Raw genomic sequence first — 13,149 nt, forward strand, 5'->3', positions numbered from 1 at the left:
CATGTGGACCCGGCACCAGCCCGACGGCCATGACCGCCATCCCCTGCACCGGGGCGAGCGGATCTGGCTGGAGACAAACTGCTACGTCGATCTGTGGATCGAGGCGCTGCACGCCCGCGGGCTCGACCCGCTGGCGATGCTGGGATTCACCGTCACCCAGGATTTCGAGGGCGACCAGTTCACCTTCTTCAAGGTGCCGCTGGAGGATCTGGAGACGCTGTACGGCCTGCGCGTGCAGGAGCTGGCGATCTACGACAGCGTCGAATCCCATGTCGCGGAGCAGTTGGCGCGCAGCCGGGGCGGCAACCCTGGCGGCGGCGATCCCGGCGGCGATCCCGGGGGCGGACTGGTGCTGGTCGAGGTCGACGGCTTCCATCTGCCGGACACCCGCGGCGCCTCCTACGGCACCACGCATGTCAAGACCACGGTCGGCATCGTCCGCATCGACCCGGCGGCGCGGACGATGGACTATTTCCACAACGCCGGCTTTCACCGGCTGGAGGGGACCGATTACGACGGCATCGCCGCAGCGGCGGCCGGGCCGCTGTTCCCCTATGTGGAGTTCGTGAAGCCGGGCAGGCCGGCGCTGGAAGGCCGGGCGCTGATGGACGCGGCATTGGCGCTTCTGCGCCGCCACCTCGCGCGCCGGCCGGCAGGGAACCCGATCGCGGCCTACCGTGCCGCCTTCCCGGAGCATCTGGACCGGCTGCTGTCCCGGCCGATGGAGTATTTCCACCTCTACGCCTTCAACCTGCTGCGCCAGCTCGGCGCCAATTTCGAGCTTCTGGGCGCCCACACCCGCTGGCTCGACGGCCCCGCGGAGGCGGAGGAGGCTTGCCGGACCATCGCCGAGGGTGCGAAGGCGATGCAGTTCCAGCTGGCGCGGACGGTCGCCCGGCGCAAGGCGCCCGACCTGACCGACGGCTTCGACCGGATGGAACGGGCCTACGACACCGCCCTGGGCACGCTGGCCCTGCATTACGGGTGACCGGCGATGGCGCGCATCCGATCGGTCACGGGACGGCGGATCACCGCGCTGACGGAGGGATGGAACCTGACCCGGCTGCCGCCCGGCGGTGCGGGGGAGGGCGCGCCTGCCGCCATACCTGCCGCCGTGCCCGGAACCGCGGCGCAGGCCCTGCAGGCGGCTGGTCTGTGGTCGCTGGACGACCCGCTGCCGCTGCATGACAAGGACGTCGTCTACCGCACCCGGCTGACCGGCCACGGTCCCCGCACCCTGCGCTTCAATGGCCTCGCCACCATCGCGGAGGTGAGGCTGGACGGAGAGCGCATCCTGACCTCCGACAGCATGTTCCTCGCCCATGAGGTGCCGGTGACGCTGAACGGGGAGGCGGAGCTGTCCATCCGCTTCCATGCCCTGTACCCGGTGCTGGCGGCGAAGAAGGGTCGCGCGCGCTGGCGGCCCAAGCTGGCCGAGCCGGCGGCGCTGCGCTTCGTCCGCACGACCCTGCTTGGGCATATGCCGGGCTGGTGCCCGCCGGTCCATGCGGTCGGTCCCTATCGTCCGGTGGAGTTGCTAGAGGAAACCGGCCCGATCCGCCTGCTGGGCGCCGACCTGCGCAGCGTTTATGACGGGCGCGACGGGCGGCTGTCTCTGCGCCTGACGGTGGACGGCGCCAGGCAGGCGGATCGGGCCGGCATGACCGGCTCGGTGGAGGTCGCCGGGCAGGAGGTCGCGCTCCGGTTCGACGGCATCGACACCTTCCACGCCGACATGAGCCTGCCGGGGGTGGAGCCGTGGTGGCCGCACACCCATGGCGAACCGGTGCTGCATGGTGTGACCGCCCGGCTCCGGACCCCCGGAGGCGTCGTGGAGGTCGATCTGGGGCGCGTCGGTTTCCGCTCGCTGGCGGTGGACCGGGGCTCCGACGGCAACGGCTTCACCCTGCTGGTGAATGGCGAGCGGGTGTTCTGCCGCGGCGGCTGCTGGGTGCCGGTCGATCTCGTCGGCCTGTCGGCGGAGCGGGCCGTCTACGAGCCCGAATTGCGGCGGATGCGCGACGCCGGGGCCAACATGGTCCGTGTCGGCGGCACCATGCTGTATGAGGGCGACGCCTTCTTCGAACTGTGCGACGAGTTGGGGATCCTGGTCTGGCAGGACGCCATGCTCGCCAATTTCGACTATCCCGGCGATCCGGCCTTTCTGGACGGCGTGCGGGCGGAGATCGCCCAGCTTCTCGACCGCAGCCAGGCCTCCCCCTCCTTGGCGGTGCTGTGCGGCGGCAGCGAGATGGAACAGCAGGCGGCCATGCTCGGCCTGCCCCGCACTTCCTGGACACAGGCGGCGCTGGCCGCTGCCATCGAGGAGGAGACGGCGGCGCGGCGGCCCGACCTGATCCGTATTGCGAACTCCCCCAGCGGCGGGCCGCTGCCCTTCGCCGCCAATGCCGGGGTGAGCCATTATTACGGCGTCGGCGCCTATATGAGGCCGCTGGACGATGCCCGGCGGGCCGACGTGCGCTTCGCCAGCGAATGTCTTGCCTTCGCCAATCTGGAGGAGGACGATCCGCTCGGCGTTCCGTCGCTCCATCATCCCCGCTGGAAGGAACGGGTTCCGCGCGATCCCGGCGCTTCCTGGGACTTCGAGGATGTGAGGGAGCATTATCTGGAGGCGCTTTACGGCGTCGATCCGCGGCGCCTGCGCTACGAGGAGCCCGACCGCTACCGCCGGCTGTCCCGTGCGGTGACGGGAGAGGTGATGCAGGCGGTGTTCGACGAGTGGCGGCGCGCCGGGTCCGGTTGCGCCGGCGGGCTGGTCTGGCAATGGCGCGATCCCTGGCCGGGGGCCGGTTGGGGCGTGGTCGCCGCCGACGGCACGCCGAAGCCGGCATGGCATGCGCTGAAACGCGCCTTCCGTCCGCTGCGGGTCATCCTGACCGACGAGGGGGTGAACGGTCTGGCCGTGCATCTGGTCAACGACACCCCCCGCCCGGTGGAGGCGGTGTTGCGCCTGACGGCTTGGCGCGACGGGGCGGTTCCGGTGCTGAAGGTGGAGCGGCCGGTGACGCTGCCGGCGCGGGCGGCGGTCGCCCTGCCGGCTTCCGGGATGACCGACCGCTTTTTTGACACGACTTACACTTACAGGTTCGGACCGATCCCACACGATGCGGTTTCGGCGCAGTTGCTGTCGGCCGAAAGGGAAGCGGAACCGGTCGATGAATCCTGTTATTTCCCGAAAGGCCGTCTGCTGCCGCGCGCGGATCTCGGCCTGACGGCGGCGGTGGAGCGGCTGGGGGACGGCTGGGCGTTGCGGCTGGCTACCCGGCGGCTCGCCTGTTCGGTGCATGTGGAGGACGGACGGTTCCGGGCGGAGGACGCCTGGTTCCACCTGCTCCCCGGCGTCGAGAGGGTGGTCCGCCTGCGGCCGCGTGCCGGCGCGGGCGGCGGCGTGCCGGATGGCGAGGTCCACGCGCTGAACGCGATGGCGCCCGTCCGTTACAGGGGGGACGCATGAAGCCGACACCGGTGGTGTTCGATGGTTGTTTCGGATGGCTGCACCCGGCGCCGGGCCTGCGCGGGGTGGTGCTGTGCGGCCCCTACGGGCATGAGGAACTCTGCGTACACCGCGCCTGGAAGTGCTTTGCGGAGTCACTGGCCGCCGCCGGGCTTCCGACCTTGCGGTTCGACTATCCCGGCTCCGGCGATTCCGCCGGCGACGACAGCGAGCCGGACCGGGTGCGCGCGTGGCTGGACGGCGTCAAGGCGGCGGTGGGCCGCCTGCGTGAGGACACCGGCGTCACCGAACTGACCCTCGTCGGGTTCCGCCTGGGCTCGCTGCTCGCCACCGCGGCGGCGCTGGAGCTGGCGGAGGAAGGGCAGGGGGTGGATGCGCTGGCGCTGCTGGCGCCGATCACCTCCGGCCGCAAGGCGGTGCGGGAACTGCAGACGCTGGCCACCATGGTGCTGCGCCCGGTCTGCAACCCGGAACCGCCGGAACGCGCGTCCTGGCTGAACGTGATCGGTATGCCGCTGACACCGGAAACCGCGCTGGCGCTGAGCGGCCTTGCCCCTTGCGACGCGCCGAAGCTGCCGGCGCCGCACATCCTGATCGCCGACCGCCCGGACGGGAAGACGGCGGTGAAGCTGGCGGCCCGCTGGCGCGCGATGGGCGCGGCGGCGGAACCGATGGGCATCAGCGGCATGTTGGAGATGGTCCAGCAGCCCCAGCGCGCCCAGGCCGCCGCGGTGTTCGATCCGATCCTGCGCTGGATCGCCGCCGGACAGATCGCCATGGGTGCGACCCCGCCGCCGGACCGCCCGGCCGGGCTGATGACCACGACCGCCGTCGAACGCCCGGTCTTCTTCGGCAAGGATCCGGAACTGTTCGGCATGTATTGCTCGCCGGTCCTGGCCGACCCGGCCGGCGGCCGGCCGGCCATCCTGTTCCTGAACAGCGGCGCCACCCACCATGTCGGGTCCGGGCGCGCCACCGTGGTGCAGGCCCGCCGTCTGGCGGCGCGCGGCTACTGCTCGCTCAGGATCGACGCCGCCGGGATCGGCGACAGCCCCGGCCGGTCGGGCATCGCCGACAACCTGCTCTACCACCGGGGCGGAATCGGCGACGTGCGGGCGGCTCTGGACTGGCTCGAAGCGCGGGGGCATGCGCGGGTCGTCGTCATCGGCCTGTGTGCCGGCGGGACGCCCGCCCTGCATGCCGGTTTGGGCGACAACCGGGTGGTCGGACAGATCGCGCTGAATCCCGGACGGTTCGAGCTGGGCGAGGGCACGGCGGTATCGGAGCTGATGCGGACGGTCGCCTTCCGCTCCGCCTCCGAATACCTGCTGGAGGCGCTGAAGCCGGCCCGGCTCTACGCCAGCTTCCGCAATCGCGCCCGCGTGACGGGGCTGGCCAAGCGGCTGGCCGGGCGTTTCGTCCGCAAGGTCCTGATCCGCACCGGCCTGACCCGTCACGCGCTGCGCATGTTCCGCCGCCTGTCCGCGGAAGGACGCCGGGTGCTTCTGGTCTACAGCAGCGGCGACATGACCCTGGCCGAGTTCTACCTGCATCTGGGCGAGGGGGGCCGCTCTCTGGACGGCCTGTCCGGCGTCGAGCTGGTCTATCTCGACCGCGCCGACCACAGCCTGACGGTGTGGGAGGCGCGCGACCGGCTGAACCTGCTGATCGACCGCCATCTGGCGTCGCTGGACACCGCCGCCGCCGCCGATCCGGCCGCCTCCGGCCTGACCGATTGGGACCTCGGGCTGCCGTCGGGGGAGCGGGTGGGGTAGTTTCCCCAGGCGCTATCCCAGCAGTTCCGCCAGAGACCGCGCCACCACCTGGGTCGCCCTGCGCAGATCCTCCAGCACCAGCTTCTCGTCCGCGCGGTGGCCGTTGGCTTCCAGCAGGTCGCGCGGGCCGGCGCCGTAGAGGATGGTGGGGATGCCGGCCTCCGAGTAATGGCGGGCGTCGGTGTAGAGCGGGATGCCGTTTTGGCCGACCGGAACGCCCAGCACCTCCTGTGCATGGCGGGCGAACAGCGCGGCCAGCCGCGGCGCATCGCCGACCGAGCGGAAGGGGCGTGCCAGCAGGATGCGGCGGATGGTGACGCGGATGCCGTCCCGCCCGCCGGCGGCCCCTTCGATCAGGGCGCGCAGTTCGGCCTCCACCTCCGCGGGGTTTTCCTCCGGGATCATGCGGCGGTCGAGGCGGAAGGTGACGCGGTCGGGAACCACGTTGGTGTTGATGCCGCCCTGGATCAGCCCGACGGTCAGCGACGGGTGGGTGATGCCGGCAACGCCGGAGCGGCGCGCCGCCAGTTCCGGCCGGTGGGCGTAGAGGGCGGCCAGGATGCCGGTCGCCGCCTCCAGCGCGTCATGGCCGGTGTCGGGACGCGCGGCATGGGCGGATTTGCCGTCGACCTGGACCTCCAGATGCAGGCAGCCGTTGTGGCCGGTGACCACCGAATAGGCGAAACTGGCCGAAACCGCGTAGTCCGGCTTGGAAATGCCCTGGTCGAGCAGCCATTTCGGCCCGATCTCGCCGCCGGCCTCCTCGTCATAGGTCAGGTGCAGCTCGACCGTGCCCTTCAGCGCGGCCTTGCTCTCTATCAGCGCCCGCAGTGCGAAGGCGTAGGTGGCGAAGTCCGATTTCGACACCGCGACGCCGCGGCCATACATCACGCCGTCGCGGATTTCTGCGCCGTAGGGATCGCTCGACCAGCCTTCGCCCGGCGGAACCACGTCGCCATGGGCGTTCAGCGCGACGGTGGGACCATCGCCGAAGCGATGCCGGATGACCAGATTGGTGGCGCTGATCATGCCGTTGGCCCGCACCAGATCGGCCGGCACCGGGTGGCGCTCCACCGTGAAGCCCATCGCCTCCAGCAGTTCGGCGGCGCGGACGGCGTGGGGGGCGCAGTCGCCGGGCGGGTTGTCGGACGGCACCTTCACCAGCTCCGCCAGGAAACGGACCTCCTCGTCGAAGCGGGCGTTCACCGCCTCATCGACCGTGTCGGCCAGGGTGGCGGCGAGGGAGGGGGACAGGTCGGTCATGGCAGGCGGTCCGTCACGGGCGGGAGGTTGCGGGCTGGAAAGTCTCGACGAAGCGGGCGAGCACGCGGGCGCCCGCCTCGGCATCGGCGGCGGTGATCCGTTCGGCCGGGTTGTGCGAGATGCCGCGCTCGCAGCGCACGAACAGCATGGCGATGTCGGTCAGCGCCGCCAGCGCCATGGCGTCGTGTCCGGCGCCGCTGGGAAGCTGCGGCGCGTCCAGCCCTTCGGCGGATGCCGCGGCGGCGAGCTGCGCCATCAGCGCCGGGTGGCAGGCGACGGCGGGGCTTTCATGCAGGGTGTCGATGCCGATGGCGACGCCGCGGGCGTCGGCGATGGCCTCCAGCCGGGCGCGGACGGCGCCGACCCGTTCCAGCCGCAGGGGATCGCGGTCGGCGCGCAGGTCGATGGTGAAGTGGACCTTGCCGGGGATGACGTTGGTGGCGCCGGGCGATGCCTCGATCCGGCCGACGGTGCCGACCAGCCGCTCCTGCCCCGAACAGAGCTGCTCCACCGCCACGATCATCTCGGCGGCCGCGGCCAGCGCATCGCGGCGCAGGGTCATCGGCACGGTGCCGGCATGGCCGGCCATGCCCTCCACCGTCACCGCCAGCCGGGTGGCGCCGGCGATGGCGGTGACGACGCCGACCGGGCGGTCCAGCGCCTCCAGAACCGGTCCCTGTTCGATGTGCAGTTCCACATAGGCCAGGACGGCATGCGGCTCGTAGGCGGCGCTGGCCCAGGCGGCGGGATTGAGCCCGAACGCCATCATCGCGTCGGCCAGCCGCGTGCCGGCGGCGTCGCGCATCTCCAGCACGGCGGGATTGAAGGTGCCGGCGATGGCGCGGCTGCCGATCAGGGTGGACTGGAAGCGCGTGCCCTCCTCGTCGCCGAAGCCGATCACCTCGACGGCGAAGGGCAGGCGGCGGCCGCGGGCGTTCAGATCCGCCACCACGGCGATGCCGGTCAGCACGCCCAGCATGCCGTCATAGCGCCCGGCATCCCGCACGGTGTCGAGGTGCGAGCCGATCAGCAGCGCCGGCAGGCCCGGCTGCTCGCCCTCGTAGCGGCCGATGATGTTGCCGACGGCATCCTCCCGCACCGCCATCCCCGCCGCGGTCATCCACTGCGCGACGAGGTCGTTGGCGCGGCGGTGTTCCGGCGTCAGGTAGAGGCGCGACAGGCGCCAATCCTCCGCGCTGATAGCCGCCAGCGCGTCGATGCGCTCGAGAATGGCCGGCCCGGACAGCGGCGACTGGGAGGGTGGGGAGACGGACATCGGCGATTCCAGTCTGCACGGGAGGATTCGGGACGATCGCACCGGTTATACGCCGAAGCCGCCACACCGCCCTAGCCCCGGGCCGGTGAAGACAGTTTCAAAGAATCCCGGAAAGGCGACCCGTCGCCGACTTCCGGTCATACTGCAACGCAAAAAGACAAGGGAAAGAACGTTGGTGGTGCCGAATATTGCCTACCACCCTCTGGAATTGATCGGCAGAATTCATAAATCAAGGGAAACAAAATCCGCTGCGAAGCGGCATAGTTTGCTGCGACTGCGAAAGAAACCGCTGAGGGGAGGTGCGCCCATGACGTCGTTCGATCCCGATATGCCTTTCGAAAACGCAACGCCGATTGGTCGTCCGGGCGGTGTCCTGTGGTTCAACGACCGAGCAGGGCTGGCCCAGGCCCGCACGCTGGCGGGATGGATCACGCTGCTAGCGGAAGACCGCGGGTTGGACGACCGGCAACTGGCCGCCGTCACCGGGCTCGATCCGGAGGATGTGCGCGCGGTGCGCGACGGCGCGGTGGCCATGCTGCCGCCCCGGCTGCTGAACCACGCGCTGGCTCGGCTGGAGGGCAGGAACGACGAAGGGCGGCTGCAATAGCTGCAGGCCGCCCTTCCGGAAGAACCCCGGCTGGAACAATCGGCCGGAAAAGCCGGCCGGAAAAGCCGGTCGTGAAACCGGCTTGCGCGGCGGCGCCTCAGGCGACGGCCAGCACGTCCACATACATGTTGGCCGGCGCCGACAGATGGATGCGGTACAGCATGCCGGACTGGTCGACGATGATGTCGGCGACCGGATTCTTGGTCGACAGGTCGGTCACGGCGGCGCGGACATTGCGCGGCAGTTGCTCGAGGGCGATGTCGCGGTAACCGCCCTTGTCGGAAAGCTTGATGGTCTTGTTGCCCATGATGGCAGCTGCTCTGTTTCAGAAGGCTTGAGAGGGGATACTCGATCTGCCGTAGGACATTGATCCTCGCTGGTTAACCGAGAGTTAAGCGCCCTCCCAGGTCTTTCGAATGCCCCCGCAGGGCAGCAGCGCATCCGGCGCAGGGGGGCGCAACCGCCTCCCCGGCCCGGTCATGACTCAGTTGCGGCCATGGCTCAGCGGCGGTCCCGCCCGGCGGTTCCGGCCATGGCGCTGTCGCGGCGCAGGGTGTCGTCCTCCGGCAGCGGCTGCTTGCCAAGCACCATGGAACTGTTTTCGAGCGCCGCCACCGTGGCGTCCCGCGCCGGGGCGCCGGGACCGGTCACGCTGCCCTGGCCCTGCGGAGCAGCGGGATCGACCCGCTCGCCGAGGCCGACGGCCCCGGACTGGCCGGAGATGTCGTTCCGGCCGGCGACGCGCAGGTCGTTCTGCACATGGCCGACGCCGGAGACGCTTTCCGCGATGTCTTCCGCCCGGCGGCGGGCGGCGCGGTCGCTGACGGTGCCGGACAGCGTCACCTCGCCGCCCTCCACCTTCACCCCGATGTCGGAGGCGTCGATGCGGTCATCGTCGGTCAGGCGCTCGTTGATGTCCTCCAGGATGCGTTGGTCGGACCGGCGGTAGTTGCGCGGGCCGACGCCGCGGTAATCGGGCTTTGGAGCCATCTTGACGAACTCTTCGCTCCAGGGATGGCGGTGCATGCGCATGGCGGCCTCCTTCTGAAAACTCCGGGATCTTTCGCCGTTCAACAAAAGTTGTGCGCTTCGCGTTCCGAAACTTTGGCGGATGGGCAGCGATACGCGGCGAACGGCATCCATCGCCCGAAAGCGCTGCAACCAACTCCGCCCCCGTTCGTTGGGTTTGGAGAGGGTTTTGGTCGAGGACATGCCATGAAACAATCGGAGCGAAGCATCGCCCTGTGGGTGATGGCGATTCTGCTGGGGTTAATGGGGCTGGGATCGCTGGGCGGCGGCCTGTGGCTGATCCTGCTGGGCGGATCCTGGTACTATGCCATCGCCGGTATCCTGTTCCTGGTCACGGCCCTTCTGCTGGTGAAGCGGTCGCCCGCGGCATTGGCGGTCTACGCGGTTGTGGTGTTCGGCACGCTGATCTGGGCCTTGTGGGAAGCGGGGCTGGACTGGTGGCCGCTGGCGGCGCGGGGCGACGTGATCGCGGTGGTCGGTTTCCTGCTGCTGATGCCCTGGATCACCCGCCGCCTGGGCGAACGGCAGCCGATGGCCGGCGTGCCGGCGCCCGGCGTCTATCCCGTGGGGGTCTTCCGCGGTTCCGGCATTGCGCTGACCGCCTCGCTGGCGGCCGTGCTGCTGGTCGCCGTCGCCTCCTGGTTCACCGACCCGCATCGCATCGACGGAACCGTGCCGTCCCGGCAGACCGCCTCGGCCGCGCTTCCGGGGGACGGTTCCGGCCCGGCGATCCCCGACGGGGAATGGCACGCCTATGGCCGCACCGGCTATGGCCAGCGCTATTCGCCGCTGACCGCCATCACGCCCGAGAATGTCGACAGGCTGGAGGTCGCCTGGACCTACAACACCGGCGACCTGCCCGGCCAACCCGGCGATCCGGAGGAAACCACTTTCCAGGTGACGCCGCTGAAGATCGACAATCGCCTGTTCCTGTGCTCCCCGCACCAGCATGTGATCGCGCTGGACGCGACCACCGGCGAGGAGGTCTGGCGCCGCGACCTGCAGATCGATCCCAAGCAGCTGGCGTTGCAGCACCTGACCTGCCGCGGCCTGTCCTACCATCCGACTCCGCAAACGGCCGGCAATGCAGCCGGGGGCGCGTGCGCCGCCAAGCTGTTCATGCCGACCGCCGACGGGCGTCTTGTGGCGCTGAACCCGGAAGACGGGTCGATCTGCAGCGGCTTCGGTCGGAACGGCGAGATCGATCTGTGGGCCAACATGCCGAATGTGCGGCCCGGCGCCTATTACTCGACCTCACCGCCGGTGGTGACCGCCGATCTGATCATCGTCGGCGGCACGGTGCTGGACAATGTGTCGACCAGGGAGCAATCGGGCGTCATCCGTGCCTTCGACGTGAATGACGGCCATCTGGTGTGGAATTGGGATTCGGCCGAGCCGGATCGGACCGCCCCCATCGCGGAGGGGCAGACCTACACCGCCAATTCGCCCAACAGTTGGACGGTCTCCAGCGTGGACGAGGCGCTGGGCATGGTCTATGTGCCGTTGGGCAACCAGCCGCCCGACCAGTTCGGCGGCAACCGCAGCCCGGAGGTGGAGCGCTTCTCCTCCTCGGTCGTGGCGCTCGATCTGGCGACGGGGCAGGTGCGTTGGGTCTTCCAGACCGTGCATCACGATCTGTGGGACTATGACGTGCCCGCCCAGCCCAGCCTGATCGACCTGACGGTCAACGGACAGACCGTGCCGGCCCTGGTCCAGCCGACCAAGCAGGGCGAGTTGTTCGTTCTGGACCGCCGCACCGGCCAGCCGGTGTTGCCCGTGACCGAGATGCCGGCGCCGCAGGGAGCCGCGGAGGGCGACCACACCGCCCCGACCCAGCCCGTTTCCGCCCTGTCCTTCGACCCGCCGCCGCTGACCGGCGCCGACATGTGGGGGGCGACGATGTTCGACCAGCTCGCCTGCCGCATCGCCTTGAAGCGGCTGCGGTACGAGGGGCGCTACACGCCGCCGTCGCTGCAGGGGTCGCTGGTCTATCCCGGCAATTTCGGCGTCTTCAACTGGGGCGGCGTCGCGGTGGATCCGCAGCGCCAGATCGCCTTCACCACGCCGGCCTATCTCGCCTTCGTCTCGCAGCTGGTGCCGCGCGAGAACGATACCGAGTTGTATGTCCAGGGTGGGGAGCGGCCGGAATACAGCCTGCCGGCGCTGAACGAGAATTTCGGCGCGCCCTATGCGGTGAAGCTTGGACCCTTCGTTTCGGTGCTGGGCCTGCCCTGTCAGGCGCCGCCCTGGGGCTACGTCGCCGCAGCCGACCTGACGACCGGCGAGGTGGTCTGGAAGCACAAGAACGGCACGACCCGCGACGCCTCGCCGATCCCGCTGCCCTTCCGCATGGGCGTGCCCAGCCTGGGCGGCCCGATCATGACGGCCAGCGGCGTGGCCTTCCTGTCCGGCACCATCGACGATTATGTGCGGGCGTATGACGTGTCCAACGGCAGGCAGCTGTGGGAAAGCCGCCTTCCGGCGGGAGGACAGGCGACGCCGATGACCTATCTGGGCGAGGACGGCCGGCAATATGTGCTGGTGGTGGCCGGCGGGCACGGATCGCTGGGGACCAAGGCGGGCGATTCGGTGATCGCCTATGCGCTGCCGAAGTGAGGGTGTCCTTACGGAAAAGTTGACCCCCCACCCTGACCCTCCCCCGCCCAGCGGGGAGGGTAGGTGGGAGCGTTCGCCAGCCATTCGCTCCCCAATGAAAAAGCCCGCCCAGGTACCCCGGGGCGGGCTTTCCCGGCAAACGATTCTCAGCGGGTCGGGACCGGCGGCGTCTGCGAGTAGTCGTAGAAACCGCGACCGTATTTCTTGCCGATCCAGCCGGCCTCGACATACTTCACCAGTAGCGGGCAGGGGCGGTACTTGCTGTCGGCAAGACCCTCGTACAGCACCTGCATCACCGCCAGACAGGTGTCCAGGCCGATGAAGTCGGCCAGTTCCAGCGGGCCCATCGGGTGGTTGGCACCCAGCTTCAGCGCCGTATCGATGGCCTCGACGCCGCCGACGCCCTCATAGAGCGTGTAGACGGCCTCGTTGATCATCGGCAGCAGGATGCGGTTGACGATGAAGGCGGGGAAATCCTCGGCCACCGCGGCGGTCTTGCCGATGGCGAGCGTCAGTTCCTTGATGGCGTTGAAGGTCGGCTCGTCGGTCGCGATGCCGCGGATCAGCTCGACCAGCTGCATCACCGGCACCGGGTTCATGAAATGCATGCCCATGAACTTGGCCGGACGGTCGGTCGCCGCGGCCAGACGGGTGATCGAGATCGACGAGGTGTTCGTCGCGATCAGCGCCTCCGGCTTCAGATGCGGAACCAGCTTCTTCAGCAGGTCGCGCTTCAGCGCCTCGTTCTCGGTTGCGGCCTCGATCACCAGATCGGACTCGCCGAACACCGACAGGTCGGTGCCGGTGACGATGCGGCCGAGGGCGGCGGTCTTCTCCGCCTCCTCCAGCTTGCCCTTCTGGATCTGGCGGTCGTAATTCCGGCCGATGCTGGCGAGCGCCTTTTCCAGGACCGCGTCGCTGATGTCGGACAGGACGACATCATAGCCGGCCTGGGCGCAGACCTGGGCGATACCGCTGCCCATCTGGCCGGCACCGATGATGCCAATCTTCTTGATCGTGGTCATGGGGGCTGTCCCGCTTGGGATGTGGATAGAAGGACCGCCGTCGAGGGGAGTGCCGGTGCAGGCCAGCCCCCCTCGGCGGCGTC

10 protein-coding genes are annotated in these 13,149 nt (G+C 69.6%); 5 read left to right on the forward strand and 5 right to left on the reverse strand.

All coding sequences use genetic code 11. The features are described 5' to 3' along the window. The first annotated feature begins 1 nt into the window (after position 1). Genes DM194_RS24875 through DM194_RS24885 form a run of 3 tightly spaced genes read left to right on the forward strand, consistent with a single transcriptional unit; the run spans position 2 to position 5,250 of the window. Positions 2-988 carry a DUF1839 family protein gene (locus DM194_RS24875; protein WP_111070628.1) on the forward strand — a complete coding sequence of 329 codons (987 nt, stop codon included), beginning with the start codon at positions 2-4 and terminating at the stop codon, positions 986-988. Positions 989-994: 6 nt separating this feature from the next. Further along, positions 995-3,475, forward strand: coding sequence for a glycoside hydrolase family 2 protein (locus DM194_RS24880; protein ID WP_111070345.1), 2,481 nt, complete (start codon positions 995-997; stop codon positions 3,473-3,475). Continuing rightward, positions 3,472-5,250, forward strand: coding sequence for an alpha/beta fold hydrolase (locus tag DM194_RS24885; protein ID WP_111070346.1), 1,779 nt, complete (start codon positions 3,472-3,474; stop codon positions 5,248-5,250). The genes DM194_RS24880 and DM194_RS24885 overlap by 4 nt, the downstream gene beginning before the upstream one ends. A gap of 12 nt (positions 5,251-5,262) precedes the next feature. On the opposite strand, the gene DM194_RS24890 is transcribed toward DM194_RS24885, so the two are convergent. Both DM194_RS24890 and DM194_RS24895 read right to left on the reverse strand, forming a co-directional pair. Next, positions 5,263-6,513: a M20/M25/M40 family metallo-hydrolase gene (locus DM194_RS24890; protein WP_111070347.1), complete on the reverse strand. Its 1,251-nt coding sequence runs from the start codon at positions 6,511-6,513 to the stop codon at positions 5,263-5,265. A 13-nt stretch (positions 6,514-6,526) separates the two neighbouring features. Then, positions 6,527-7,789 carry an allantoate amidohydrolase gene (locus DM194_RS24895; RefSeq protein ID WP_111070348.1) on the reverse strand — a complete coding sequence of 421 codons (1,263 nt, stop codon included), beginning with the start codon at positions 7,787-7,789 and terminating at the stop codon, positions 6,527-6,529. Between the two features lie 307 nt (positions 7,790-8,096). Here DM194_RS24895 and DM194_RS24900 point away from each other — a divergent pair, with 307 nt between their 5' ends. Further along, the gene (locus DM194_RS24900; RefSeq protein WP_111070349.1) at positions 8,097-8,396 is read left to right on the forward strand and encodes a hypothetical protein; all 300 of its coding nucleotides are present in this window, start codon (positions 8,097-8,099) and stop codon (positions 8,394-8,396) included. Between the two features lie 97 nt (positions 8,397-8,493). Here the strand turns inward: DM194_RS24900 and DM194_RS24905 are convergent, their stop codons facing one another. Both DM194_RS24905 and DM194_RS24910 read right to left on the reverse strand, forming a co-directional pair. Next, complete coding sequence (locus DM194_RS24905; protein ID WP_111070350.1) at positions 8,494-8,703, reverse strand: hypothetical protein; 210 nt, start codon at positions 8,701-8,703, stop codon at positions 8,494-8,496. 194 nt (positions 8,704-8,897) lie between these two features. After that, positions 8,898-9,428: a BON domain-containing protein gene (locus tag DM194_RS24910; RefSeq protein WP_111070351.1), complete on the reverse strand. Its 531-nt coding sequence runs from the start codon at positions 9,426-9,428 to the stop codon at positions 8,898-8,900. A gap of 183 nt (positions 9,429-9,611) precedes the next feature. On the opposite strand from DM194_RS24910, the gene DM194_RS24915 reads away from it, so the two are divergent. Then, the gene (locus DM194_RS24915; protein ID WP_111070352.1) at positions 9,612-12,041 is read left to right on the forward strand and encodes a glucose/quinate/shikimate family membrane-bound PQQ-dependent dehydrogenase; all 2,430 of its coding nucleotides are present in this window, start codon (positions 9,612-9,614) and stop codon (positions 12,039-12,041) included. A 146-nt stretch (positions 12,042-12,187) separates the two neighbouring features. Here the strand turns inward: DM194_RS24915 and DM194_RS24920 are convergent, their stop codons facing one another. After that, positions 12,188-13,066 carry a 3-hydroxybutyryl-CoA dehydrogenase gene (locus DM194_RS24920; protein ID WP_111070353.1) on the reverse strand — a complete coding sequence of 293 codons (879 nt, stop codon included), beginning with the start codon at positions 13,064-13,066 and terminating at the stop codon, positions 12,188-12,190. Positions 13,067-13,149 lie beyond the last annotated feature (83 nt).

It is taken from the genome of Azospirillum ramasamyi (assembly GCF_003233655.1).
GTDB lineage: Bacteria > Pseudomonadota > Alphaproteobacteria > Azospirillales > Azospirillaceae > Azospirillum > Azospirillum ramasamyi.

Excerpts from the sequence above, each read along its gene's own strand:
- DM194_RS24905 (WP_111070350.1), bottom strand. The coding sequence starts at position 8,703 with ATGGGCAACAAGACCATCAAGCTTTCCGACAAGGGCGGTTACCGCGAC.
- DM194_RS24875 (WP_111070628.1), top strand. The coding sequence starts at position 2 with ATGTGGACCCGGCACCAGCCCGACGGCCATGACCGCCATCCCCTGCAC.
- DM194_RS24920 (WP_111070353.1), bottom strand. The coding sequence starts at position 13,066 with ATGACCACGATCAAGAAGATTGGCATCATCGGTGCCGGCCAGATGGGC.
- DM194_RS24890 (WP_111070347.1), bottom strand. The coding sequence starts at position 6,513 with ATGACCGACCTGTCCCCCTCCCTCGCCGCCACCCTGGCCGACACGGTC.
- DM194_RS24900 (WP_111070349.1), top strand. The coding sequence starts at position 8,097 with ATGACGTCGTTCGATCCCGATATGCCTTTCGAAAACGCAACGCCGATT.
- DM194_RS24895 (WP_111070348.1), bottom strand. The coding sequence starts at position 7,789 with ATGTCCGTCTCCCCACCCTCCCAGTCGCCGCTGTCCGGGCCGGCCATT.
- DM194_RS24915 (WP_111070352.1), top strand. The coding sequence starts at position 9,612 with ATGAAACAATCGGAGCGAAGCATCGCCCTGTGGGTGATGGCGATTCTG.
- DM194_RS24880 (WP_111070345.1), top strand. The coding sequence starts at position 995 with ATGGCGCGCATCCGATCGGTCACGGGACGGCGGATCACCGCGCTGACG.
- DM194_RS24885 (WP_111070346.1), top strand. The coding sequence starts at position 3,472 with ATGAAGCCGACACCGGTGGTGTTCGATGGTTGTTTCGGATGGCTGCAC.
- DM194_RS24910 (WP_111070351.1), bottom strand. The coding sequence starts at position 9,428 with ATGCGCATGCACCGCCATCCCTGGAGCGAAGAGTTCGTCAAGATGGCT.